At 66.7% G+C, this 22748-nt stretch carries 24 protein-coding genes; 17 read left to right on the top strand and 7 right to left on the bottom strand.

Going from position 1 to position 22748, the window contains the following annotated elements; genetic code table 11:
• Window positions 1–176: 176 nt before the first annotated feature.
• Entirely contained in the window at window positions 177–956 is a 780-nt protein-coding gene (locus UB43_RS04140) for a hypothetical protein (protein ID WP_045208663.1), read from the bottom strand.
• 49 nt (window positions 957–1005) lie between these two features.
• The gene (locus UB43_RS04135; protein ID WP_045208660.1) at window positions 1006–2025 is read right to left on the bottom strand and encodes an alpha/beta hydrolase; all 1020 of its coding nucleotides are present in this window, start codon (window positions 2023–2025) and stop codon (window positions 1006–1008) included.
• A gap of 123 nt (window positions 2026–2148) precedes the next feature.
• Here UB43_RS04135 and aroC point away from each other — a divergent pair, with 123 nt between their 5' ends.
• From aroC to UB43_RS04105, 6 genes are all read left to right on the top strand, one after another.
• Entirely contained in the window at window positions 2149–3240 is a 1092-nt protein-coding gene (gene aroC / locus UB43_RS04130) for a chorismate synthase (RefSeq protein WP_045208657.1), read from the top strand.
• A 55-nt stretch (window positions 3241–3295) separates the two neighbouring features.
• Window positions 3296–4456 carry an MFS transporter gene (locus tag UB43_RS04125; RefSeq protein ID WP_045208655.1) on the top strand — a complete coding sequence of 387 codons (1161 nt, stop codon included), beginning with the start codon at window positions 3296–3298 and terminating at the stop codon, window positions 4454–4456.
• Window positions 4440–5066 (top strand): methylthioribulose 1-phosphate dehydratase, encoded by a 627-nt coding sequence (locus UB43_RS04120; protein ID WP_045208653.1) that lies wholly within the window; start codon window positions 4440–4442, stop codon window positions 5064–5066. The genes UB43_RS04125 and UB43_RS04120 overlap by 17 nt, the downstream gene beginning before the upstream one ends.
• Before the next feature lie 47 nt (window positions 5067–5113).
• Window positions 5114–5659, top strand: coding sequence for an acireductone dioxygenase (locus UB43_RS04115; protein WP_024765430.1), 546 nt, complete (start codon window positions 5114–5116; stop codon window positions 5657–5659).
• A 166-nt stretch (window positions 5660–5825) separates the two neighbouring features.
• Window positions 5826–6509, top strand: coding sequence for an acireductone synthase (gene mtnC / locus UB43_RS04110; protein WP_045208649.1), 684 nt, complete (start codon window positions 5826–5828; stop codon window positions 6507–6509).
• Window positions 6510–6583: 74 nt separating this feature from the next.
• Entirely contained in the window at window positions 6584–6775 is a 192-nt protein-coding gene (locus UB43_RS04105; RefSeq protein WP_045208647.1) for a PLDc N-terminal domain-containing protein, read from the top strand.
• Window positions 6776–6881: 106 nt separating this feature from the next.
• Here UB43_RS04105 and UB43_RS04100 read toward each other — a convergent pair whose 3' ends face one another.
• Window positions 6882–7409, bottom strand: coding sequence for a dihydrofolate reductase family protein (locus UB43_RS04100; RefSeq protein WP_045208645.1), 528 nt, complete (start codon window positions 7407–7409; stop codon window positions 6882–6884).
• Window positions 7410–7476: 67 nt separating this feature from the next.
• Between UB43_RS04100 and UB43_RS04095 the strand changes: the two genes are divergently transcribed.
• Together UB43_RS04095 and UB43_RS04090 are read left to right on the top strand one after the other, a co-directional pair.
• Window positions 7477–8055: a TetR/AcrR family transcriptional regulator gene (locus UB43_RS04095; RefSeq protein ID WP_045208643.1), complete on the top strand. Its 579-nt coding sequence runs from the start codon at window positions 7477–7479 to the stop codon at window positions 8053–8055.
• A gap of 24 nt (window positions 8056–8079) precedes the next feature.
• Complete coding sequence (locus UB43_RS04090; protein ID WP_045208642.1) at window positions 8080–8616, top strand: methylated-DNA--[protein]-cysteine S-methyltransferase; 537 nt, start codon at window positions 8080–8082, stop codon at window positions 8614–8616.
• A gap of 9 nt (window positions 8617–8625) precedes the next feature.
• On the opposite strand, the gene UB43_RS04085 is transcribed toward UB43_RS04090, so the two are convergent.
• Together UB43_RS04085 and UB43_RS04080 are read right to left on the bottom strand one after the other, a co-directional pair.
• Window positions 8626–9102, bottom strand: coding sequence for a methylated-DNA--[protein]-cysteine S-methyltransferase (locus UB43_RS04085; RefSeq protein WP_045208640.1), 477 nt, complete (start codon window positions 9100–9102; stop codon window positions 8626–8628).
• A 2-nt stretch (window positions 9103–9104) separates the two neighbouring features.
• Window positions 9105–10010 (bottom strand): DNA-3-methyladenine glycosylase, encoded by a 906-nt coding sequence (locus UB43_RS04080; RefSeq protein WP_045208637.1) that lies wholly within the window; start codon window positions 10008–10010, stop codon window positions 9105–9107.
• A gap of 193 nt (window positions 10011–10203) precedes the next feature.
• On the opposite strand from UB43_RS04080, the gene speE reads away from it, so the two are divergent.
• The 3 genes from speE (at window position 10204) to UB43_RS04065 (ending at window position 14519) form a co-directional block, all read left to right on the top strand.
• The gene (gene speE, locus UB43_RS04075; RefSeq protein WP_045208634.1) at window positions 10204–11064 is read left to right on the top strand and encodes a polyamine aminopropyltransferase; all 861 of its coding nucleotides are present in this window, start codon (window positions 10204–10206) and stop codon (window positions 11062–11064) included.
• A 322-nt stretch (window positions 11065–11386) separates the two neighbouring features.
• Complete coding sequence (locus UB43_RS04070; RefSeq protein ID WP_045208631.1) at window positions 11387–13465, top strand: LTA synthase family protein; 2079 nt, start codon at window positions 11387–11389, stop codon at window positions 13463–13465.
• 268 nt (window positions 13466–13733) lie between these two features.
• Window positions 13734–14519, top strand: coding sequence for a sulfite exporter TauE/SafE family protein (locus UB43_RS04065; protein WP_045208628.1), 786 nt, complete (start codon window positions 13734–13736; stop codon window positions 14517–14519).
• A gap of 19 nt (window positions 14520–14538) precedes the next feature.
• Here UB43_RS04065 and UB43_RS04060 read toward each other — a convergent pair whose 3' ends face one another.
• Entirely contained in the window at window positions 14539–15555 is a 1017-nt protein-coding gene (locus tag UB43_RS04060) for an AraC family transcriptional regulator (RefSeq protein ID WP_045208625.1), read from the bottom strand.
• 131 nt (window positions 15556–15686) lie between these two features.
• Between UB43_RS04060 and UB43_RS04055 the strand changes: the two genes are divergently transcribed.
• The 6 genes from UB43_RS04055 (at window position 15687) to UB43_RS04030 (ending at window position 21102) form a co-directional block, all read left to right on the top strand.
• Window positions 15687–17162, top strand: coding sequence for an NAD(P)/FAD-dependent oxidoreductase (locus tag UB43_RS04055; RefSeq protein ID WP_045208623.1), 1476 nt, complete (start codon window positions 15687–15689; stop codon window positions 17160–17162).
• Window positions 17146–18093 carry an alpha/beta hydrolase gene (locus tag UB43_RS04050; protein ID WP_045208622.1) on the top strand — a complete coding sequence of 316 codons (948 nt, stop codon included), beginning with the start codon at window positions 17146–17148 and terminating at the stop codon, window positions 18091–18093. Before UB43_RS04055 ends, UB43_RS04050 begins: the two co-directional genes overlap by 17 nt.
• A complete protein-coding gene (locus UB43_RS04045; protein WP_045208621.1) occupies window positions 18090–18851 on the top strand; it encodes an SDR family oxidoreductase in 762 nt (253 codons plus the stop codon). Before UB43_RS04050 ends, UB43_RS04045 begins: the two co-directional genes overlap by 4 nt.
• A gap of 33 nt (window positions 18852–18884) precedes the next feature.
• Complete coding sequence (locus UB43_RS04040; RefSeq protein ID WP_045208620.1) at window positions 18885–19568, top strand: hypothetical protein; 684 nt, start codon at window positions 18885–18887, stop codon at window positions 19566–19568.
• 277 nt (window positions 19569–19845) lie between these two features.
• Window positions 19846–20184 carry a ribonuclease E inhibitor RraB gene (locus UB43_RS04035; RefSeq protein WP_045208619.1) on the top strand — a complete coding sequence of 113 codons (339 nt, stop codon included), beginning with the start codon at window positions 19846–19848 and terminating at the stop codon, window positions 20182–20184.
• Between the two features lie 213 nt (window positions 20185–20397).
• On the top strand, window positions 20398–21102 hold the full coding sequence (locus tag UB43_RS04030) for a type 1 glutamine amidotransferase (protein ID WP_045208618.1): 705 nt from the start codon (window positions 20398–20400) through the stop codon (window positions 21100–21102).
• A 165-nt stretch (window positions 21103–21267) separates the two neighbouring features.
• Here the strand turns inward: UB43_RS04030 and UB43_RS04025 are convergent, their stop codons facing one another.
• A complete protein-coding gene (locus UB43_RS04025) occupies window positions 21268–22692 on the bottom strand; it encodes a gamma-aminobutyraldehyde dehydrogenase (RefSeq protein ID WP_045208616.1) in 1425 nt (474 codons plus the stop codon).
• Window positions 22693–22748 lie beyond the last annotated feature (56 nt).

Below are 22748 nucleotides of genomic sequence, written 5' to 3'. Positions count from 1 at the left end.
GCATGGCCCGCTCCTACAAAAAAGCTTCGGCTTGGATTCGGCGTGGGGCTCGGCCTATCGCGGACGCAGTCCGCTCCCACGCGGGGGTAGGCTGTGGGTGGGAGCGGACTTCGTCCGCGATCGCTATCCGGCCATGCCGAACGGTCGGCGGAAAGCCAAAGACGCCACGCCACGCCTCAGTGCGTGGCAATCCAGATCAGCAATCCCGCCTGGAACACCGCGAACACCGTCAGGCAGGCGATGGTGAAGCGCAGGCTGGTGTCGTCGCGGCGGAAGGTCTCGATGCGCTGTTCCAGTCTGCGGATCTCGTTGGACTGGGTGGCGAGGTTCTGGTCGGCCTGTTCCAGCATGGAGCCGGCCTCCAGCAGCGGGACTATCTGCACCTTGTCCTTGTGCCAGTCGTCATACAGCTCGCTGACCCGGCCGACGCTGTAGCGCGCCTTCAACAGCCGCGAATCCTCGTAGATCACGTCGAAGCCCTGGGCGCGCAGGAAGTGGTCGCGGCGCTGCCGGGCCTCTTCGTTGGGCGCGTCCTTCATCGCCAGCGCGCCTCCTTCGACGCGGTAGTGCGACCACTTCTTTTTCGCCCAGGCCACCCCCTGGGCCAGCAGGAAGCGCCCGAGGCCGCGGTTCAGCGGGTCGGTGGCGAAGCCTGAGTCGGCGCCAAAGCGCACTTCCTTGTTGCGGTGGTCCGCCCAGACTTCCAGCAGGTTCACTTCCTTGCGCAGCACCTGGCCGGGCACCTGAACGGTCAGGCGCAGCAGGCTCTGCTCGGCATTGTGGCGTTCCACCCGGCCGAGCTGGACGAAACGCAGCGGCCGCGCACCGGTGCTGCGGTCGGTGGGCAGCGGCGCCAGGCGCAGCAGGCGATAGTGTTCCGGCGCCAGCTCGGCCCACGGGTGCGGGCGGGCGGCGGCCTCGTCGGCGGCGACGGCGGTCTGTTCGGCTTCGGTCATGGGGATCTACCTCGGGGCCTGGTGGGCGTGACCAGGGCTCTCCCGTGGTTTATCGACGCACCGGCGGATTTCTTGAGACGTTCGCTCCAGATTCCGCAAGGGTGCCACCGGGCAAGGTCTGCGCCTGCCGGATGAAAGTCGTGACGCGCTGCACCAGCTCGCGGGCCAGCGGCAGGTTGGGGTTGTTGTAGGAGGCGATCTGCTGCGGACCGCTGGTCGGAACGATGCGCAGGATGTGGTTCATCCCCGAGATCAGGTGGAAGTCGCTGTCGGGCTTGGCACGCTTGAGCGCCTGCGCATCCTCGACGCCGACCTGGATGTCGTTGGTGCCCTGCAGGATCAGGGTGGGCAGCTTGAGCGTGGCGAACGCGCGGGCCGGGTCCTGGCGGAACAGCGAGATCAGGTAGGGCTGCACGCTGGGGCGGAACAGCACCTTCAGTGGCTCCGGCACCCTGGGCTGCAACTGCCCGGCCTGCAGGCTGTCGATCAGTTGGTCGGCCTGGGCCAGCAGGGGCGGGGGCAGGCGCCCCTGCAGCTGTTCGCGCAGCACGTCGCCGATCGGGCGGGCGCTGCCGGCCAGGGAAACCAGTCCCTCGGCGTGGGTTTGCGGCGCTGCGAGGCTGGCGATCAGTGCGCCTTCGCTGTGGCCGATGAGAATCTGCCGGCCGAAGCGCGGGTCATGGGCCAGTCTGTCGCTCCAGGCCACCACGTCGCGGACGTAGGCCTCGACGCTGAGCTCTTCCTCGCGCGGCGCTGCGGGCAGGCTGCGGGCCACCCCGCGCTTGTCGTAGCGCACGCTGGCGATGCCGTTCTCCGCCAGCGCCTCGGCCAGCTTGCGCAGGTAGGCGTTCTGCCCGCCCTCGGGATTGTTGCCGTCGCGGTCGGTGGGGCCGGAGCCGGCGATCAGCAGGGCCACCGGCGGTGGGTTCTCGGCTTGTGGCAGCAGCATCGTGCCGCGCAGCACGCCGTGGCCGGTGTCCAGGTCGTACGGGCGTTGCAGGATGCTGGTAGGCGCGGCCTGGGCGAGGGCGGCGATGAAAAGGAGGCAGAACAGGGCAAGACGGCGCATCGAGGACTTCGCGATGGGGCTGATGGCGCTTTGATCCTCGCGGGCGGCGAAGGTTCGCAGGGCGGATTGACGCAGGTATACTGCTCGGCCTTTTCGAATCCCAGTCTTTTCGCGGAGCCTCGCATGTCCGGCAACACCTACGGCAAGCTGTTCACCGTCACCACCGCTGGCGAAAGCCACGGCCCGGCGCTGGTCGCCATCGTCGACGGCTGCCCGCCCGGCCTGGAGATTTCCCTGGAAGACCTGCAGCGCGACCTGGACCGCCGCAAGCCCGGCACCAGCCGTCACACCACCCAGCGCCAGGAAGCCGACGAGGTGGAAATCCTCTCCGGCGTGTTCGAGGGCAAGACCACCGGCACCCCGATCGGCCTGCTGATCCGCAACACCGACCAGAAGTCCAAGGACTACTCGGCGATCAAGGACCTGTTCCGCCCGGCCCACGCCGACTACACCTACCACCACAAGTACGGCATCCGTGACTACCGTGGCGGCGGCCGTTCCTCGGCGCGCGAGACCGCCATGCGCGTGGCCGCCGGCGCCATCGCCAAGAAGGCTCTGGCGGGCATGGGCATCCGCGTGCGCGGCTACATGAGCCAGCTCGGCCCGATCGAAATCCCCTTCAAGACCTGGGACAGCGTCGAAGACAACGCCTTCTTCAGCCCCGACCCGGACAAGGTGCCGGAGCTGGAGGCCTACATGGACCAGCTGCGCCGTGACCAGGACTCGGTCGGCGCGAAGATCACCGTGGTCGCCGAAGGCGTACCGCCGGGCCTGGGCGAGCCGATCTTCGACCGCCTGGACGCCGAACTGGCCCACGCGCTGATGAGCATCAACGCGGTGAAGGGCGTGGAAATCGGCGCCGGCTTCGCCAGCGTCGCCCAGCGCGGCACCGAGCACCGCGACGAGCTGACCCCCGAAGGCTTCCTGTCGAACAATGCCGGCGGCATCCTCGGCGGTATTTCCAGCGGCCAGCCGATCATCGCCCACCTGGCGCTCAAGCCGACCTCCAGCATCACCACCCCTGGCCGTTCCATCGACGTGGACGGCAACCCGGTGGACGTGATCACCAAGGGTCGCCACGACCCGTGCGTGGGCATCCGCGCGACCCCCATCGCCGAGGCGATGATGGCCATCGTGCTGCTCGACCACCTGCTGCGCCACCGCGCGCAGAATGCCGACGTGAAGGTCGGCACCCCGGTCCTCGGCCAGCTCTGATCGACCTGGGCCCTCCGCGAGCCACACGGTTCGCGAAGGGCTCGTCGCGCCGCCGATGACGCAGGTTCCCTACTGGCGGCTGTCCAGTTTCTACTTCTTCTACTTCTGCCTGCTGGGCGGAACGGCGCCGTTCCTCGCGCTGTATTTCCATCACCTGGGCTTTTCCAGCGCGCGGATCGGTGAGCTGGTCGCCATCCCCATGCTGATGCGCTGCGTGGCGCCGAACCTGTGGGGCTGGCTGGGCGACCGCAGCGGCCAGCGGCTGGCCATCGTGCGCTTTGGCGCGGTGTGCACGGCGTTGTGCTTCGCCGGTATCTTCCTCGGCCACAGCTACGCATGGCTGGCGTTGATCATGGCCGGGCATGCGTTCTTCTGGCACGCGGTGCTGCCGCAGTTCGAAGTGATCACCCTGGCGCATCTCAAGGGGCGCACGGAAACCTACAGCCGCGTGCGCCTGTGGGGCTCCATCGGCTTCATCTGCACCGTGGTCGGCCTGGGCTGGCTGTTCGAGTTCGCCAGCCTGGACGCCTATCCGCTGGCGCTGCTGGCGATCATGCTGGGGATTGTCGGTGCCAGCTGGTGGGTGCCGAATGCCCAGCCGCCGGCGCGGCAGGATGAGGCCGGCGCCGGAGGCTTCCTGAAACAGTTGCTCAAGCCCGGTGTGCTGGCCTTCTACCTGTGCGTGTGCCTGATACAGCTGTCCCACGGCCCGTACTACACCTTCCTGACCCTGCACCTGGAAGCGCTCGGCTATGCCCGCGGGCTGATCGGCCAGCTCTGGGCGCTGGGCGTGGTGGCCGAGGTGCTGCTGTTCCTGGTCATGCCGCGCCTGCTCAAGCGCTTTTCCCTGCGCCAGGTGCTGGCGGCGAGCTTCCTGCTGGCGGCCTTGCGCTGGTTGCTGCTGGGCACGCTGGCCGGGCACCTGCCGGTGCTGCTGTTTGCCCAGTTGCTGCACGCGGCGACCTTTGGCAGTTTCCACGCCGCCGCCATTCATTTCGTCCAGCGCAGCTTCCAGGCCCGCCAGCAGGGGCAGGGCCAGGCGCTCTACGCCGCACTGGCGGGGACGGGCGGCGCGCTGGGCGCGCTTTACTCCGGCTACAGCTGGGGTAGCCTTGGCCCGGCCTGGACCTTTGCCATTGCCAGCGTCGCTGCGCTGGCCGCCGCCTTCATCATCTGGACCCGTCTGAACGAGGACCCGCATGAACGACACCCGTGAACAGCTGACCCAACAGATCATCGAGGCCGGCCGTTTCCTCTATGGCCGTGGCTGGTCGCCGGCGACCAGCAGCAACTATTCCGCGCGCCTGGCCGCCGACCGTGCGCTGCTGACCGTTTCGGGCAAGCACAAGGGCCAGCTCGGCGAGGACGACGTGCTGGAAACCGACCTCGCCGGCAACAGCCTGGAGCCGGGCAAGAAGCCTTCGGCGGAAACCCTGCTGCACACCCAGCTCTACGCCTGGCGCCCGGAGATCGGCGCGGTGCTGCACACCCATTCGGTCAACGCCACCGTGCTGTCGCGCCTGACCGCTGGCGACCGCCTGGAGCTGGAAGACTACGAATTGCAGAAGGCTTTCGCCGGCGTCAGCACCCACGAAGGCCGCGTCACGGTGCCGATCTTCGACAACGATCAGGACATCGCCCGCCTGGCCGCCAAGGTGCAGCCCTGGCTGGAGGCGCATCCGGACTGCCCCGGTTACCTGATCCGCGGCCACGGCCTGTACACTTGGGGCCCACGCATGGCCGATGCCCTGCGCCAGATCGAAGCCTTCGAATTCCTCTTCGAATGCGAACTGAAAGTACTGAGCCTTCGCGGCGGCACGCGCTGAGCGAATCCGGCCCGCTTTTGCGGAAATAGCCCAGAAGGATAACGACCATGAGCAGCCTGACCGTCTACCACGAGTCCAACCCCGAGCAGCCACTGAAGCTGCTGACCCACGCCGAAGACATCGCCTCCACCCTCGGCGAGCTGGGCGTGCGCTTCCAGCGCTGGGCGGCCAATGCCCCCATCGTCCCCGGTGCCAGCCAGGAAGAAGTGATCGCCGCCTACCAGCACGAGATTCGTCGCCTGCAGGAAGAGGAGGGCTACGTCACCGTCGACGTGGTCAGCCTCACGGCCGACCATCCGCAAAAGGATGAACTGCGCGCCAAGTTCCTCGATGAACATCGCCATGGCGAGGACGAGGTACGCTTCTTCGTCGCCGGCCGCGGGCTGTTCACCCTGCACATCGAGGACCACGTCTACGCCGTGCAGTGCGAGAAGAACGACCTGATCTCGGTACCCGCCGGCACCCGCCACTGGTTCGACATGGGCGAGCGCCCGCACTTCGTCGCCATCCGCCTGTTCAACAATGCCGAAGGCTGGGTCGCGAAATTCACGGGTGATGAGATCGCCAAGCGTTTTCCGTTGCTGGAAGACTGATCGATTGCGGCGTCTCCCGTCGCTGCAAGTGAGTGGGGACGCTGTCTGTTTTCGTAGGAGCGAGCTTGCTCGCGAACCGAGTCCGCAACGGGGATTGTTCGCGAGCAAGCTCGCTTCTACCGCCATATCCGTCCGCCTGGGTTAAAGGCGGGCCTTTGGAGTCCCCATGCCCATCAAAGCCATCCTCACCGACATCGAAGGCACCACCAGCGCGGTCAGCTTCGTTTTCGACGTGCTCTTTCCCTATGCCGCCGCGCACCTGCCGGACTTCGTGCGTGAGCATGCCGACGAGCCGACCGTGGCCGAGCAACTCGCCGCCGTGCGCACCGACAGCGGCGAGGCGAACGCCGACACCGAACGCTGCATCGAAATCCTCCTCGGCTGGATCGCCGAAGACCGCAAGGCCACGCCGCTAAAGGCCTTGCAGGGCATGGTCTGGGAGCAGGGCTACCGCGCCGGCCAGCTCAAGGGCCATGTCTACCCGGACGCCGTCGACGCGCTGCGCCACTGGCACGCCGAGGGCTACCGGCTGTACGTCTATTCCTCCGGCTCGATCCAGGCGCAGAAACTGATCTTCGGCTGCTCCGAGGCCGGCGATCTGTCGCCGCTGTTCTCCGGCTACTTCGACACCACCAGCGGGCCCAAGCGCGAGGTGGAGTCCTACCGCCGCATCGCCGCCGCCATCGGCCTGCCGGGCGAAGACATCCTGTTCCTCTCCGACATCGTCCAGGAGCTGGACGCCGCGCAGCAGGCCGGCCTGCAGACCATCGGCCTGGCCCGCGAAGGCGGCGTGCTGGAAGGCCACGACACGGTGGCCAGCTTTGCGGTGATCGACCCGGCGCGGGTTTGAGCCCCAGGCCCGTGCCGTTGTGGTACGGGCAGCTATGCTGATCAGGCCGACACTCTCATAGAAGGATCTTCCAAATGGGCTCGACCCTCAGTGGCCTGATCAGCCTGATCATCTTTGCCCTGGATATCTGGGCAATCATCAACGTGGTGAAAAGCAACGCCGAGATGTCGATGAAGATCATCTGGATCCTGGTGATCGTCATCCTGCCGGTGCTGGGCCTGATCATCTGGGCGGTAGCGGGGCCGCGGGGGAATGTGAAGATCTAGATGCCGTACCGCTCCCTGTAGGAGAGCCCCGTGGGCGCGATCGCGGGCATGGCCCGCTCCTACAGGTCAGATGCCTCGCTTGAGCCTTCGCAGGAGCGCGAAATCCTCAGCCGAATCGGTAGTGCAGCCGCACGCAGCCCGGCTCGATGACCTTGGCCGACAGCAGCGTCGGCGACACCCGCAGCCCGGTGGCGGGGAACAGCGCAAAACCGCCGCCAATGATCTCCGGCATCACGTAGATCTCCAGCTCATCCAGCGCCCCGCGTTCGAGGAAGGCCATCTGCAGTTGGCCGCCGCCGAGCATCCATACGTCGCCATCTTCCAATGCGCGCAGTTCGCCGATCAGCGTATCGATATCGCTGCGGGTTTCCAGCGGGCCCTTCGGGGCGTCGATGGGACGGGAGGTTACTACCAGCACACGTTGTTCGCCGTAGGGCCAGGGGCCGGGATCATTGGCGAGGAAGTCGTAGGTCGCGCGGCCCATGACCACCGTGCGAATGCGCTCGAGGAACAGGGTGTAGTCATGTTCGCCCAACTGCAGTTGGTCATGCCTGAACAGCCAGTCCAGCCCGTGTTCCGGTGTAGCGATGAAGCCGTCGAGGCTGGTGGCGATGTAGCCGAGAATTCTGGCCATGTGGCGTCTCCCTGGATAAGCTTTGTGCCAATATATAAATGAATGTTCATTTATAAAAGAGACTGGCATGGCTCGAACCAAGACAGTAAGCGACGAAGCGATACTCGACGCCGCCATGCTGCTGATGGTGCGCGCAGGACCGGAGGCGGTGACCTTCGCCGCCGTGGGGCGCGAGGTCGGGCTTTCCGCCGCGACACTGGTGCAGCGGTACGCGACCAAGGCGGATTTCCTCCGTGCCGTGCTGCTGCGCGCCTGGGACCAACTGGATGAGCAGACCGCACGTCTGGACGAGAGCGCCGAGCTGAGCCCGGAAGGCGCGGTCCGGATGCTGGTGGCGATGTTCCCGGTGGGTGAGGGCGAGACCGATTACGCCGAAGGCCTGCTGATCCTGAGGGAAGACATGCGCGATCCGCTGCTTCGCGAGCGCGGTGCGCAGTGGGGCGTCACGTTGGCAAAGGCGTTGGGGCGGCGCTTGAGCGATGACCCGCAGCGGCAGTCGGTACTCGGCCGGCTGATGGCCAGCCAGTGGCAGGGCGCGCAGCTGTGGTGGGCCTTCGAGCGCCAGGGCGATCCGGCCAGCGCCATCGGCGGCGAACTGCGCCGTTGGTGCGATGTCGTGCTGAAGGCGGAAAGGGTTGCGGGATAGGGCATAGGGATAGAGACTCGTCCGATGCATTACTGCCTGATCGAAACAGACCTCGGCTGGTTCGGGCTCGCCTGGAGCCCGCAGGGGATCACGCGCGCCTATCTGCCGGGCGATTCCGTGCACAGCGTGCGCGAGCGCTTCGCCAAGCTCGGCAGCGAAACCGCCCACTGGCCGGCGTTCATCGATGAAGCCCGGCGGTTGATCCTCGGCTATGCGCAGGGCGAGGCGGTGTCGTTCGAGACCTTGCCGCTGGACTTGTCCGGGCAGAGTGATTTTCATCGCCGAGTCTACGACGACATTCTCCAGCTGGGCCGCGGGGAGACCACCACCTATGGCGAGATCGCCCGGCGCCTCGGTGATGTCGGCTTGTCCCGCGCGGTGGGGCAGGCGATGGGCAGCAACCCGATCCCGCTGATCATTCCTTGCCACCGAGTACTCGCCAGCGGCGGCAAGACCGGCGGTTTCTCCGCGCCGGGCGGCAGTACCTCGAAGATGCGCATGCTGGCGCTGGAAGGCTACGTCGATCCGCAGGCAGCGCAGACCGCCTTCGACTTCTCCTAGAGCGGACGGCTAGGCCGTTTCCAGTGCGCCCTCCAGGCGCAGCAGCAACTCCTTGCGTGGCAGGCCGCCGGCATAGCCAGTGAGGCTGCCGTTGCTGCCGATCACCCGGTGGCAGGGGACGATGATGCTGATCGGGTTGGCGCCGTTCGCCGCGCCCACCGCCCGAATTGCCTTGGGCCGGCCGATGCGCCGCGCGAGTTCCGCGTAGACGGTGGTGTAGCCGTAGGGGATTTCCAGCAGCGCCTGCCAGACCTGGCGCTGGAACTCGGTGCCGCCGGTATTGAGGCGCACATCGAAGCGCTGGCGCTTGCCGGCGAAGTACTCGTCCAGCTGCCGCGCCACGTCGTCCAGCAGCGGGCTGCCTTGGTGCCAGTCCGGCTGAGGGTAGTGGCGGGTCTCCAGGTCCATGTAGAGCATGCGCAGGCCGCCTTCGTCGCCGGCCAGCAGCAGGCGGCCGGTGGGGCTGTCGTGGTAGCGGTAGTGCATGGTCATCCTCCGGTGCGGCCGGCCTGGGAATAGGCATGCCACAGATAGACGGCGGCGTAGGCGCGCCAGGGTCGCCAGGCTTCGGCGCGGCGTTGCAGTTCGCGGGCGGTGATGCCTTCGGCGCCCCAGACCGGTGACTTGAGCAGCCCCAGGTCAGCGGCGGGGAAGGCGTCGGGATCGCCGAAGGCGCGCAGGGCGACGTACTCGGCGGTCCAGGGGCCGATGCCGGGGAGGGCACAGAGGCGCTTCACCAGGTCCTCGGCGCCGTCGTCGACGTGCAGCGCCAGCGCGCCGCTGGCGCAGGCGGCGGAAAAGCGCTGCAGGGTCTCGACGCGCTTTCCGGGCATGCCGATGCCGGCGAGGTCGGCTTCGGCCAAGGCCTCGGGGGTGGGGAAAAGACGGGTCGGTTGGCCTTCGACGTTGCCGGGCAGCGCTTCGCCCAGGCGCTGCACCAGCCGCCCGACTATGGTCACGGCGGCTTTCACCGTGACCTGCTGGCCGACGATGGCGCGCACGGCCTGCTCGAACGGGTCGAACGCGGTCGGCAGGCGCAGGCCGGGAGCCTGCAGCAGGAGTGGGCCGAGGACGGCGTCACCGCCCAGGTGCCCGGCAATGTGGGCGGGGTCGCTGTCCAGGTCGAACATCTTGCGCACCCGCGCCGTCAGCGCTTCGGCATGGGCGGCCGGCAGGTGCAGTTCCAGTTCCAGCTCGGCGCTGTCGTCCAGCGGCGTGACGCTGAACCAGCCGCTTTCCGCGCCCAGTCGCACGCTGCGGGCATAGCGCCGGGGCGACAGGCATTCGACGCCGGCCAGGCTGCGCAGGGCGAAGTGGTCGTGGAACTGCTGCCAGTCCCAGGGGGCGTGGTAGGGCAGACGAATGATGCGGGAATCGGTGGCTGTGCTTTTCATGCCGCGACCTTACCTGTTGCGCGCCGGGCTGTCGTCCCGCGCCTGACTTTCAAACTGGCGTGGCCGGCACCTGAGAGGGAGAGCGCCGACGGCAGGGTTCGACCTGTCATCTTCCGGCACGTAGAATGCGCGCCTCTTTCGGGGCGGCCCGGCCGTCCCCTCCTAGTGTCTTGTCCCGACGGGAGCCCACTGCATGCACGATTACCAGGAAACCCTCTACGACGGCTATGGCCAGCGTTTCAGCGTCGACAGGATGCTCCACGAGGTGCGCACCGAGCACCAGCACCTGGTGATCTTCGAGAATGCCCGCATGGGCCGGGTGATGGCGCTGGACGGCGTGATCCAGACCACCGAGGCCGATGAGTTCATCTACCACGAGATGCTCACTCACGTGCCGATCCTCGCCCATGGGGCGGCCAAGCGCGTGCTGATCATCGGCGGCGGCGACGGCGGCATGCTGCGCGAGGTGTCCAAGCACGCCAGCGTCGAGCACATCACCATGGTCGAGATCGACGGCACCGTGGTCGACATGTGCAAGGAATTCCTGCCCAACCACTCCCAGGGTGCCTTCGACGATGCGCGCCTGAACCTGGTGATCGACGACGGCATGCGCTTCGTCGCCACCACCACGGAGAAGTTCGACGTGATCATCTCCGACTCCACCGACCCTATCGGTCCGGGCGAAGTGCTGTTCTCGGAGAACTTCTACCAGGCCTGCCACCGCTGCCTGAACGAAGGTGGCGTGCTGGTGACCCAGAACGGCACGCCGTTCATGCAGCTGGACACTGTGCGCAACACCGCTGGCCGCATGAACGGCCTGTTCGCCGACTGGCACTTCTACCAGGCGGCCGTGCCGACCTACATCGGCGGCTCGATGACCTTCGCCTGGGGTTCGACCAACCCGGCGCTGCGCAAGGTCGACGCGGCCATCCTGGCCCAGCGCTTCGCTGCCAGCGGTATCCAGACCCGCTACTACAACCCGGCCATCCACCAGGGGGCCTTCGCCCTGCCGCAGTATGTGCTGCAGGCCATCGGCAAGCCGGCCAACGACTGATCCAGCGCCGCCCGCCACGCTCCGCGCGTGGCGGGCCGGGGCGCAATGTCCCGGATTGCTTGTCCATCGGGACATTTTCTTCACATGCCGCCCGGCACTATCCCCGCCGTCAGGCGGTCCCACCTGCGCCCATTCACGCTTGCATCATCCCGATACGAATGCATGGCCAGGCTTAATGTCCGCTTAAGGCGCGCACAATAGAATGCGACGCCGCTGCTTTTGCGGTGTAATGCCGCAGCCTTTCGCGCTCGCGCGGGCAGTTCGTCTGTCCGGCCATGGCGACGCTCCTTCGAACCCTGAACGTTCAAAACGGAACCAAGAAATGGGCCAATCAGAAGTCCTGACCAACCGCCAGACCGGTGCGAGCCTCACGCGGCCGACCGTGTCCAGCCACCTGGCGTTCACCGCGCTCAGCGTCGTTGCGCTGATGGTGATGTTCTCCCTGCTGCGCGTAGCGCTGCTGATCTACAACCGCGAACTGATCGGCAGCACCCCGGCGTCCACCTTCGTCGAGGCCTTCATCACCGGGATGCGCTTCGATATCCGCGCCGTGGTCTACATCGTCGCCCCGCTGGTGTTCGCCATCGCCAGCGTGCGCGCCATGGGCTGGCGCTGGCTGTGGAAAGCCTGGCTGACCATCGCCGCGAGCATCACGCTGTTCCTCGGCGTGCTGGAGATGGACTTCTACCGCGAGTTCCACCAGCGCCTGAACAGCCTGGTGTTCCAGTACATGTCCGAAGACCCAAAGACGGTCATGAGCATGATCTGGTACGGCTACCCGGTGGTCCGCTACCTGCTGGCCTGGGCCTTCGCTACCTGGCTGCTGTACCTGGTGTTCCGCGGTATCGACCGCGCGACCCGTCCGGATGCTTCCGGTCCGTCCGCCGCCGCCTGGTACATCCGTGTGGCCGTGATGCTGGTGGTGATCGTGGTCTGCGTGGTCGCCGCCCGCGGCACCCTGCGCCAGGGCCCGCCGCTGCGCTGGGGCGACGCCTTCACCACGGATTCGATGTTCGCCAACCAGCTGGGCCTGAACGGCACCCTGAGCCTGATCAAGGCTGCCGAAAGCCGCTTCCTCTCCGAAGACCGCGACAACATCTGGAAGGCCACCCTGCCGGTAGACCAGGCACGCGACGTGGTGCGCCAGATGCTGGTGATGCCGGACGACAAGCTGGTCGACGCCGATGAGGCCGCCGTGCGCCGGGACTACACCCCGCCTGCCGATGGCACCCTGCCGATCAAGAACGTCGTGGTGATCCTGATGGAAAGCTTCGCCGGCCACTACGTCGGTGCGCTGGGCGGCAAGGGCGACATCACGCCGTACTTCGACAAGCTGAGCAAGGAAGGGCTGCTGTTCACCCAGTACTTCTCCAACGGCACCCACACCCACCAGGGCATGTTCGCCACCATGGCGTGCTTCCCCAACCTGCCGGGCTTCGAATACCTGATGCAGACGCCCGAGGGTGGCCACAAGTTCTCCGGCCTGCCGCAGCTGCTGTCGGCGCGCAAGTTCGAGGACGTCTACGTCTATAACGGCGACTTCGCCTGGGACAACCAGTCCGGCTTCTTCGCCAACCAGGGCATGACCTCGTTCATCGGCCGCAACGACTTCGTCAACCCGGTGTTCTCCGACCCGACCTGGGGTGTGTCCGACCAGGACATGTTCGCCCGCGGCAACGAGGAGCTGGACAAGCTGCACGCCACCGGCAAGCCGTTCTATGCCCTGCTGCAGACCCTGTCCAACCACGTGCCTTACGCACTGCCCAAGGATCTGCCGGTAGAACGCGTGACCGGTAATGGCAGCCTCGACGAGCACCTGACCGCCATGCGTTATTCCGACTGGGCGCTGGGGCAGTTCTTCGAGAAGGCGAAGAAATCGCCGTACTACAAGGACACCCTGTTCGTGGTCGTCGGCGACCATGGTTTCGGCAGCCCCGAGCAACTGACCGAGATGGACCTGTTCCGCTTCAACGTGCCGCTGCTGCTGGTGGCTCCGGGCATCCAGGAGAAGTTCGGCGCGACCCGCGACACCGTCGGCACCCAGATCGACATCGTGCCGACCATCATGGGCCGCCTGGGCGGCGAAGTGCGTCACCAGTGCTGGGGCCGCGACCTGCTGAACCTGCCGGCTGGCGACAAGGGCATCGGCGTCATCAAGCCGTCGGGCAGCGAGCAGGTGGTCGCCGTGATTTCCGGTAACCGCATCCTGATCCGGCCGAAGGAAGGCGACATCCGCGTCTACGACTACAAGCTGGGAAGCGACTTCGGCGTGAAGCGTGTGGATAGCGCGCCGGACCAGGAGAGCCTGCGCGTTCGCCTGGAGTCCTTCATCCAGACTGCGACCAAGAGCCTGCTGGACAACACCGCTGGCGTGGTGGACGGCAAGCCCGACGCGAAGTGATGAGATAGTTCAGTGAAAAGGGGCCTTCGGGCCCCTTTTTCATGGGCGAGGGTTTTGCCTTTCGCAGGAGCGAGCTTGTTTGCGAACAATGCCCAAACCACTAGGCCAGGGCGGTTCGCGAGCCAGCTCGCTCCTACAGGGAGGGTGCCACGCTGCAGCAAGAGGAAGTTATAAAGTAAGACCACATCGGTCTAATGGATTATAAGAAAAGTCAGTATCCTCCCGGCCACACCACGAGGTGATCAGTTTCGCCAGTCAGGACGCGTAGATGGATTTCGGCAATATCGGGTTTGTAGTCGCGGGTCTTGTCGTAGGCTTTATCGTTGGGATGACCGGTGTCGGCGGCGGTTCGCTGATGACGCCCATCCTGCTCTGGTTCGGTATCAACCCTGCCGCCGCGGTAGGCACCGACCTGCTCTATGCCGCCATCACCAAGTCCGGCGGCGTCCTGGTTCACCGCAAGAACGACAACATCGACTGGCGCATCACCGGCTGGCTGGCCCTGGGCAGCGTCCCGGCGGCGGCGCTGACGCTGCTGTTCCTGCACAGCCTGCACACCGATACCGCGGCCATGAACGCCGTGATCAAGAACGCCCTGGGCGTCGTGCTGCTGCTCACTGCGCTGGCGGTCCTGTTCAAGAAGCAGGTGCTGGCCTTTGCCCAGCGCCACGCTGGCGACAGCTTCCACTTCAGCGGCTCGAAGCTGAACAGCCTGACCGTGATTACCGGCGCCATCCTCGGCGCGATGGTCGCGCTGACCTCCATCGGCGCTGGCGCGCTGGGCACCGTGGCGCTGTTCATCCTCTATCCCTTCCTCGCCACCCGCCGTCTGGTGGGCACCGAGATCGCCCACGCCGTACCGCTCACCCTGGTCGCCGGCCTCGGCCACGCCAGCATGGGCAACATGGACTGGGGCCTGCTGGGCTACCTGCTGATCGGTTCGTTGCCGGGCATCTACGTCGGCAGCCACCTCGCCGGGCGCATTCCGGACGGCATCCTGCGGCCTTGCCTGGCCGTGATGCTGGCGATGATCGGCTACAAGCTGGTCTTCTAAGCGCCAGCTTTCCGAGCACTCAGCCGCGGCGGAAGCGCCCCGGCGTCACGCCTTTCCAGCGGCGGAAGGCGTGGATGAAGTTCGACACCTCGCCATAGCCGAGCCGCTCGGCAATCTCCTCCAGACGAATCGCCCCCGTGGCCAGCAACTCCTCGGCCAGCGCCTGGCGCACCTCATCCAGTAGTGCGCGATAGCTGCTGCCTTCGGTTTCCAGCCGGCGACGCAGCGTGCGCGAGGTCATGTGCAGCTCATCTGCCAGTTGCTCCATGTCCGGTAGCCGCCCCGGCGTACCCAGCAGGCGGTCGCGAATCTGCCCGGACAGCCCGGTGCGCACCTGGCGCCGGGCGAGCAGGGCGCGGCACTGTTCCTCGCAGCGGCGTGCCACCTCGGGATTGGCGCCGGGCAGCGGCATTTCGAGGATGCGGCTGTCGAAGACGATGCGGTTCTCCGCCTGGCCAAAGAGCGGCGTCACGCCCAGTTCATCGATGTACGGCTGCAGGTCGGCCGGCGCCTCGCGGCGGAACAGCGCCTGGCGGATCGGCGGTGGCTGGTTGGTGAGGTCGCGCTGGATGCGCAGCACGCCACCGCCGTCGCGGTCGATGAGGAAGTCGCGCAGGTCCTCCGGTACGGCGGCATCGTCCAGCACCAGGTGTGCCTCGCCGTCGTGCTCCTCCAGCGTCATGCGGTGGAAGGCGTAAGTCAGGTCGAGGTAGCGCAGCCCCAGGTGCGCGGCGCTGAGGAAGGTCGAGCTGCTGAGCAGGGCGAAGCCCCAGATGCCATAGGTGTTGAGGTGATAGCGCAGGCCGGCCTTGAGGCCGATGCCGGGGCGCTGGCCGATGTGCCGGTTGATATTGCGCAGCAGCTCCAGTTCCTGGGTGGCTTCCACCTCGGCGCCCGGGTCGGCGAGCACGCCGATGTCCAGGCCGGTGCCGTCCAGGCACTGTTCCAGGGTCATGCCGTGGTCGAGGCCGAACTGGGTCATGAGCTGCACGCTGATGGCGCTGCGCCGGGGCGACCAGGGTGGAGTGGCGGGCATCGGGACCTCGAAGGGCGGGGGTGACCGAAAGTCACAATTTTATGTCCGACTATGCCATAACCCCTGGCAGGAAGTCGCACTAGGATGTTGTCATCCGCCGCCGTGCGGACCTCGAAACCGGGAGCACAACAATGACAACACCTTCCCGTCGATCGGCCGCCCCGCGCGTGCTGATCATCGGCGCCGGCTTCGCCGGCCTGGGCTTGGCGATCCGCCTGCAGCAAGCGGGCATCCAGGACTTCCTGATCCTCGAAAAGGCTGCCGACGTCGGTGGCTGCTGGCGCGAGAACGTCTATCCGGGCGCTGCCTGCGACGTGCCTTCGCACCTGTACTCCTTCTCCTTCGAACCCAAGGCCGACTGGTCGCGCAAGTTCGCGCCCCAGGCGGAAATCCTCGAGTACGCGCGGCACTGCGCGGACAAGTACCGCCTGCGCGAGCGCATCCGCTTCAACTGCGAAGTGAGCGAGGCGAGCTTCGATGAAGCAGCCGGCGAGTGGCGGGTGAGTTGCGCCGATGGTGAGGAGCTGCGCGCCCAGTCGCTGGTCTGCGCCCTTGGCCAGCTGAGCCGCCCGCTGATCCCGAAGCTGCAGGGGATCGAGCGCTTCCGGGGCAAGGCTTTCCACTCCGCGCAGTGGGACCACGGCGCGCCGCTGGAGGGCAAGCGCGTTGCGGTGGTCGGCACCGGCGCCAGTGCCATCCAGTTCGTCCCGCAGATCGCCCCGAAAGTCGCCGAGCTGCTGCTGTTCCAGCGCAGCGCCGCCTACGTGATTCCCAAGCCGGACCGTCCCTACGCGGACTGGGAACGCCGGATCAAGGCGCGCCTGCCCTGGCTGCAGCGCCTGGACCGTGGGTTGAAGTACGTGCAGCACGAGGCACGGGCGCTGGCCTTCACGGTGTTCCCGCCGATGATGAAATTCATGCGGATCAGCTTCCACCTGCACATGCGCAAGAGCATCGCCGACCCGCAGCTCCGCTCGCGGCTGCAGCCGGACTACCCCATGGGTTGCAAGCGCATCCTGATCAGCAACGACTACTACCCGGCGCTGGCGCGCAGCAATGTGAAGCTGGTGGACACCGGCATCCGCGAGGTTACTGAAGACGCTATCGTCACTCGCGACGGCCAGCGTCATCCGGTGGACGCGATCATCTATGGCACTGGCTTCGCCGCCACCGAGTTCCTTGCGCCGATGCGCATCACCGGCCTTGCCGGACGCGAGCTGAACCAGGCCTGGAGCGACGGCGCCGAGGCGTACAAGGGCATCAGCGTCAGCGGTTTCCCCAACTTCTTCATCCTCTACGGGCCGAATACCAACCTGGGGCACAACTCCATCATCTACATGCTGGAGAGCCAGTTCCCCTACGTGCTCGGCTGCCTGCAACGAATCCAGCGCGAGGGCCTGAAGTACCTGGACCTCAAGCCGCAGGTACAGCAGGGCTTCAATCGCCAGTTGCAGCACGACCTGCAGCACACCATCTGGGAGCGCGGTTGCAGCAGCTGGTACAAGACCGAAAGCGGCCGCAATACCGTCAACTGGCCGGGCTTCACCTTCCGTTACCGCCAACAGACCCGCCAGCCGGAGTTCGCCGACTATGACTGCATCCGTTGAACCCGTGGTAGCGCTGTCGACCCGCCAGAAACTCCTGACCGCCACCCTGCGTGGCACGCTCAACCTGCTGTTCCGCGGGCTGATGGGCCCGCAATTGCCGGTGAAGGCTCAACGTGCATTGCTGCGCGGGCTGACGGCCGCCACCCTGACGCCTCGCGGCGTGCATCGTCAGCAGACGACGCTGGGCGGCGTCCCGGCCGAGGTTTGGCGTCCTGATGGGGGCGGCGAGGGCAGGGTGATCCTCTACCTGCATGGCGGGGCCTATCTGATTGGCTCGCCGGCGACCCACCGGGCGATCACCGCCAACCTGGCGCGGCGCTGCCAGGCCGAGGTGTGGGTGATCGACTACCGCCTGGCGCCCGAACATCGCTTCCCCGCCCAGCGCGAAGACGCCGTGGCGGCTTACCGCGCTCTGCTGGACAAGGGCATCCCCGCGTCCGCCATCGCGGTGGCCGGGGATTCCGCCGGCGGTCACCTGACCTTGCAGCTGGCTTTGGAGGCCAGAGCCCAGAGCCTGCCGGCTCCGGGGGCTCTAGTGACCTTCTCGCCGGTCACCGATCTCTCCGGTGAGCATTTGCATGCACCGGCGGCGGGCGACCCGCTGATCACCCAAGCCTGGATGGACAGCGCGATGGAGATGTTCTGCCCGCCGGGCGTGCCACGAGCGGACGCACAGGTGTCGCCGCTGCATGCCGATCTCACCGGCTTGCCGCCGTTGCTGATCCAGGTCGGCGAGGACGAGGTGCTGCGCAACGACAGCCTGCGCTTCGCCGATGCCGCGCGGCGCTACGGCAACACCGTGCAACTGCAGCGCTTCCCCGGCTGCTGGCACGTGTTCCAGGCTCACGCCGGCCTGCTGGATGTGGCCGACCGGGCGCTGCAGGACGTTGCCAACTATCTCGCCGGCCATCTGCAGGGAGCACGCCGATGAACTCCATCCTGATCAGTGGGGCTGCCTCGGGCATCGGCGCCGCCACCGCAAAACTGTTCCACCAGCGCGGCTGGCGCGTCGGCCTGATCGACCTCAATCCCGAGCCACTGGCGGCGCTGGCTGCCGAGTTGGGCGGCGCCTGGCAACGGGCGCTGGACGTTACCGATGCTGACGCAGTGACGGTGGCGTTGAACGCGTTCGCCGAAGCCAACGGCGGCCATCTCCGCCTGCTGTTCAACTGCGCGGGCATCCTGCGCTTCGGGCGTTTCGAGGACATCAGCCTCGCCGAGCACAACCGCATCATCGCCATCAACGTGCAGGGCGTACTCAACTGTTGCTATGCCGCGCTGCCGTACCTCAAGCGCACGCCTGGTGCGCAGGTGCTGAACATGGGCTCGGCTTCCGGGCTTTATGGCGTGCCGCAGATGGCCAGTTATTCGGCGTCGAAGTTTGCCATCCGTGGGCTGACCGAGGCGCTGGAGCTGGAGTGGCGCGAACTGGGCATCCGCGTCGCCGACCTGATGCCGCCGTTCGTGCGTACGCCGATGGTCGCCAGCCAGACCTTCGAGCCGCCGGTACTGCGCCGCCTGGGCGTCACCCTGGTCGCCGAAGACATCGCCCGGGCCGCCTGGCGGCAGGCCCAGAGTGGCGGCGTGCACCGGCCCATCGGTGCGATGTTCCGCGCCATGTACTGGTCCGGGCAGCTGTCGCCCCCGGCGATCAACCGCTGGGTGATGGCCTGGCTCAGCCGTGCCTGAGTAGACTGCAGGGGCGGCGAAGGAGGCCGTCCCATGCAGCGAATCCCCGACCCCCAGCCCTCTGTCTGGCAGCGAGTGCTGCAGGACATCACCACACCGTTCGACCGGATCAGCGAGATGACCTACGGGGTGATCATGACCCTGACCATCATCTCGGTGATCTCCGCCGCCAGTGGCGGTGCGAGCCGACAGGACCTGATCGTCGCCGCGTTGGGCTGCAATGTCGCCTGGGGCGTGGTGGACGCCCTGATGCTGCTGGTGCGCCTGCGGGTCGAGCGGGTGCACCAGCACGGGCGGCTGCGCGCTTTGCGGGGCGTCTCGAACGATACGGATTTCCGCGATGGGCTCGACGAGTTCCTGCCGCCCAGGCTGGTGGCAGTGCTCCACCCGGATGAGGTCTGGAGCCTGCGCCAGCGGCTGATGGCTTCGGAGCTGGGCACTGGTCAGCCGCTCAGTGGTGGCGCCGCTGTCTGGCTGGCGGCGTTGCTGATCGTGCTGCTGGTGAGCGGCATCACCCTGCCGCTGATCCTGCCGCTGTGGCTGGTACCGGACGAGCTGATGGCGCTGCGCATCGCCCAGGGGATCGGCGTGGTCATGCTGTTTGGCCTGGGCTGGCTGCTCAGCCGCTGGTCCGGCGATTCCCCCTGGCCGGGGGCGCTGGGCTTCACGGCCCTTGGCGTTGCCATGACGGGCCTGTGCATCGCGCTGGGCGGCTAGCCCTGCGGGATTGCGCTTTCCGCCGCCTGTCGCCGCCGAGCGGAGCAAAGCGTCAAAGTAGCGGCAGGTCGGGCGCCGAGACGCTACGCTGAGCAATGTGGCCGGTATATTTTCGCTGCGCCGCTCGGCGCGTTCGGCGGAGTTGGCCACCATTTCGGGGGACGTTGCGTCGTTTGACGTTTCCCGGCGGCACACTGAAGTGCCCGGAACGCGACCGCCAAGGCCGCGTTCGTTGGCGGGGAATACACTCTGAACGTCTCGACAGGAGGTGCGTACCATGGAAAAGCCCCTCTCGGAGGATATCAGCGTCAACGTGTTGCGCCGGATGAAGGAAGGTGGCTTCGATTTCGCTCGTATTCATCCCATCGATTTTTTCGCCATCTTTTCCGATGAACAGAACGCCCGCAAAGCTGCCCGGCAGTTTCGCGGCGAGTCGCTGAGAACCCAGGTCGAAGCGCGCGATGACGGCGGCTGGAACCTGCAGATCAGCAAGGTGATGTTCGCCACCCATGCCGCTATCGGCGATTTCGAACACGACCTTGAGGAAGTCGTGGTGCCACTGGGCGGTACGCTCGATGGATGGGGTGTGACTCAGGAGGTCACCTCCCTGCGTTGATCGCAACACGTCGTTGAGCCGTCTTTCGGCGGCCGATCTTCTACCCGCGTTTTTCACCCGCAAGCATGAAAATGCGCGCCGTCGCCAGCTGTGACGGCGCGCCTTTCCTCGTCCGGGAAGCAGCGCGGGCGGCAGTCGTGCAAGGACGCGCTTGCGGACACGCCAGGTTTCCTCACCGCCACCGATGCGGCAGACTGCCGCGCGGAGGTGACCATGACCGATATCCTGATCCTGACCCACGTCGATTTCTGCCCGCCCGGCCACCTGGGCGCGCTGCTCGACCGTCTGCAACTGCCGTTCGACGTGCGCCGCGTCGATCTGGGTGAGCTCGAAGGCTACGACCTGGAGCGGCCGAAAGCCGTCGCCATCATGGGCGGGCCCATGAGCGTGAACGACGACCTGCAATGGTTGCGCGACGAGATCGCCGCGATCCGCCGCTTCATCGAGCGCGATGTGCCGATGATCGGCCACTGCCTGGGCGGCCAGTTGCTGGCCAAGGCGCTGGGCGCCGATATCCACCGCCTGCCGTACACCGAGCTCGGCTGGCAGCCGATGCGCCGCCAGGAAGGGCAGAGCCCATGGCTGGCGCACCTGCCCGACGAATTCCCGATCTACCAGTGGCACGGCGATACCTTCGATATCCCCGAGGGCGGCACGCGCCTGCTGTCCAGCCCCTGGTGCGAGAACCAGGGCTTCAGCTATGGCGATCGCATCCTCGGCCTGCAGGGCCACCCGGAAATGACCGAGGAACTGGTCAGCGATTGGGTCAACGGTTTCCCGGAATACCTCGACCCCAGTCAGCCAAGCCAGGAGAGCGCAGCAGTCATGCTCGACGGTCTGCCGCAGCGAGTGGCGGCGATGAACCAGGTGGCGGAAGGGTTCTACCGCCATTGGTTGAAGCTGGCCGGGTTGATCTGATCCGGCGATCTTGGTGCGGCGGTGGGACATCGCGGACGGAGTCCGCTCCCACGCCGGGGCAGGCTTTTCGTAGGAGCGAGCTTGCTCGCGAACCCTGGCTCCGCAGCGGGAGTTGTTCGCGAGCAAGCTCGCTCCTACAGGTCAGGTTCACGCCGGTGCCGCGGCTCAATGCTTGAACATGATGTGCCGTGCCACGGTGTAGTCCTCCAGGCCATACATGGACAAGTCCTTGCCGTAGCCGGACTGCTTGAAGCCGCCGTGGGGCATCTCGCTGCACAGCATGAAGTGGGTGTTCACCCAGGTGCAGCCGTACTGTAGCCGCGCCGCCACCCGTGAGGCGCGGCCGACATCTTTCGTCCACACCGACGAGGCAAGCCCGTAGTCGGAGTCGTTCGCCCAGCGCACCGCCTCGTCGGCATCGCTGAACGGGGTCACCGATACCACCGGGCCGAATACTTCGCGGCGGACGATCTCGTCGTCCTGCTGGGCGTTGGCCACCACCGTCGGCTCGTAGAAGAAGCCGTTGCCGCTGACCACCTTGCCGCCTGTGGCGATCTGGATGTGCGGGCTCGCCTTGGCGCGTTCGACGAAGCCGGCGACGCGGTCGCGCTGGGCGGCGGTGATCAGCGGGCCGAGTTCGGTGTCGGGGGCGTTCTGCAGGCCCGTCTTCAGGCTCGACACCGCGCTGGCGAGGTCGGCGACGAAGTTGTCGTAGACCTTCTTGCCGGCGTAGATGCGGCACGCGGCGGTGCAATCCTGCCCGGCGTTATAGAAGCCGAAGGTGCGGATGCCGGCGATCACGTCTTCCAGGTCGGCGTCGTCGAAGACGATCACCGGGGCCTTGCCGCCCAGTTCCATGTGCAGGCGCTTCACGCTGTCGGCGGCGCTCTTGATGATGGCCTTGCCGGTGCCCACCGATCCGGTCAGCGAGACCATGCGCACCAGGTCGTGGCTCACCAGCGGCGCGCCCACGCTCGGGCCCCGGCCGAACACCAGGTTGACCACGCCGGCGGGGAACAGCTCGGCGATGAATTCGGCCACCCGCAGGGCAGTCAGCGGCGTCTGCTCGGAAGGTTTGAGCACCACGCAGTTGCCGGCGGCTAGTGCCGGGCCCAGCTTCCACGCCGCCATCATCAGCGGGTAGTTCCACGGCGCGATGGAGGCGATCACGCCCACCGGGTCGCGGCGGATCATCGAGGTGAAGCCGGGGAGGTATTCGCCCGCGGCGGAACCGGGCAGCACACGGCAGGCACCGGCGAAGAAGCGGAACACGTCGGCGATGGCCGGGATCTCGTCGTTCAGCGCGGCGGCGTAGGGCTTGCCGCAGTTGTCGGACTCAAGCCTTGCCAGCTCCTCGGCGTGCTCCTCGATGCGGTCGGCGAGGCGCAGCAGGAGCATGGCGCGGTCCTTCGGCGCGGTCTGCGACCAGCCGTCGAACGCCGCGTCGGCGGCGCGCACGGCGCTGTCCACCTGGGCTTCGCTGGCTTCGGCGATCTGGCCGATCACGGTGCCGGTGGCAGGGTTGAGGATGTCCAGCTTGGCGCCTTCGCCGGCGACGAACTGGCCATTGATGAGTAGTTTGGTTTGCATGGGGCTCCTCCGTAGTGGGTTTCCCTCTCCCCAGCCCTCTCCCTTCAGGGAGAGGG

The sequence above is a fragment of the Pseudomonas sp. 21 genome (assembly GCF_000955805.1).
Lineage (GTDB): Bacteria > Pseudomonadota > Gammaproteobacteria > Pseudomonadales > Pseudomonadaceae > Pseudomonas.
The sequence above is the reverse complement of the archived record's forward strand: the minus strand, read 5'-3'. Positions and strand labels throughout refer to the sequence as shown.

What these genes read in the sequence shown, in the direction of transcription:
- UB43_RS04140 (WP_045208663.1), bottom strand. Translation starts at nt 956, where the DNA reads ATGACCGAAGCCGAACAGACCGCCGTCGCCGCCGACGAGGCCGCCGCC.
- UB43_RS04135 (WP_045208660.1), bottom strand. Translation starts at nt 2,025, where the DNA reads ATGCGCCGTCTTGCCCTGTTCTGCCTCCTTTTCATCGCCGCCCTCGCC.
- aroC (WP_045208657.1), top strand. Translation starts at nt 2,149, where the DNA reads ATGTCCGGCAACACCTACGGCAAGCTGTTCACCGTCACCACCGCTGGC.
- UB43_RS04125 (WP_045208655.1), top strand. Translation starts at nt 3,296, where the DNA reads ATGACGCAGGTTCCCTACTGGCGGCTGTCCAGTTTCTACTTCTTCTAC.
- UB43_RS04120 (WP_045208653.1), top strand. Translation starts at nt 4,440, where the DNA reads ATGAACGACACCCGTGAACAGCTGACCCAACAGATCATCGAGGCCGGC.
- UB43_RS04115 (WP_024765430.1), top strand. Translation starts at nt 5,114, where the DNA reads ATGAGCAGCCTGACCGTCTACCACGAGTCCAACCCCGAGCAGCCACTG.
- mtnC (WP_045208649.1), top strand. Translation starts at nt 5,826, where the DNA reads ATGCCCATCAAAGCCATCCTCACCGACATCGAAGGCACCACCAGCGCG.
- UB43_RS04105 (WP_045208647.1), top strand. Translation starts at nt 6,584, where the DNA reads ATGGGCTCGACCCTCAGTGGCCTGATCAGCCTGATCATCTTTGCCCTG.
- UB43_RS04100 (WP_045208645.1), bottom strand. Translation starts at nt 7,409, where the DNA reads ATGGCCAGAATTCTCGGCTACATCGCCACCAGCCTCGACGGCTTCATC.
- UB43_RS04095 (WP_045208643.1), top strand. Translation starts at nt 7,477, where the DNA reads ATGGCTCGAACCAAGACAGTAAGCGACGAAGCGATACTCGACGCCGCC.
- UB43_RS04090 (WP_045208642.1), top strand. Translation starts at nt 8,080, where the DNA reads ATGCATTACTGCCTGATCGAAACAGACCTCGGCTGGTTCGGGCTCGCC.
- UB43_RS04085 (WP_045208640.1), bottom strand. Translation starts at nt 9,102, where the DNA reads ATGCACTACCGCTACCACGACAGCCCCACCGGCCGCCTGCTGCTGGCC.
- UB43_RS04080 (WP_045208637.1), bottom strand. Translation starts at nt 10,010, where the DNA reads ATGAAAAGCACAGCCACCGATTCCCGCATCATTCGTCTGCCCTACCAC.
- speE (WP_045208634.1), top strand. Translation starts at nt 10,204, where the DNA reads ATGCACGATTACCAGGAAACCCTCTACGACGGCTATGGCCAGCGTTTC.
- UB43_RS04070 (WP_045208631.1), top strand. Translation starts at nt 11,387, where the DNA reads ATGGGCCAATCAGAAGTCCTGACCAACCGCCAGACCGGTGCGAGCCTC.
- UB43_RS04065 (WP_045208628.1), top strand. Translation starts at nt 13,734, where the DNA reads ATGGATTTCGGCAATATCGGGTTTGTAGTCGCGGGTCTTGTCGTAGGC.
- UB43_RS04060 (WP_045208625.1), bottom strand. Translation starts at nt 15,555, where the DNA reads ATGCCCGCCACTCCACCCTGGTCGCCCCGGCGCAGCGCCATCAGCGTG.
- UB43_RS04055 (WP_045208623.1), top strand. Translation starts at nt 15,687, where the DNA reads ATGACAACACCTTCCCGTCGATCGGCCGCCCCGCGCGTGCTGATCATC.
- UB43_RS04050 (WP_045208622.1), top strand. Translation starts at nt 17,146, where the DNA reads ATGACTGCATCCGTTGAACCCGTGGTAGCGCTGTCGACCCGCCAGAAA.
- UB43_RS04045 (WP_045208621.1), top strand. Translation starts at nt 18,090, where the DNA reads ATGAACTCCATCCTGATCAGTGGGGCTGCCTCGGGCATCGGCGCCGCC.
- UB43_RS04040 (WP_045208620.1), top strand. Translation starts at nt 18,885, where the DNA reads ATGCAGCGAATCCCCGACCCCCAGCCCTCTGTCTGGCAGCGAGTGCTG.
- UB43_RS04035 (WP_045208619.1), top strand. Translation starts at nt 19,846, where the DNA reads ATGGAAAAGCCCCTCTCGGAGGATATCAGCGTCAACGTGTTGCGCCGG.
- UB43_RS04030 (WP_045208618.1), top strand. Translation starts at nt 20,398, where the DNA reads ATGACCGATATCCTGATCCTGACCCACGTCGATTTCTGCCCGCCCGGC.
- UB43_RS04025 (WP_045208616.1), bottom strand. Translation starts at nt 22,692, where the DNA reads ATGCAAACCAAACTACTCATCAATGGCCAGTTCGTCGCCGGCGAAGGC.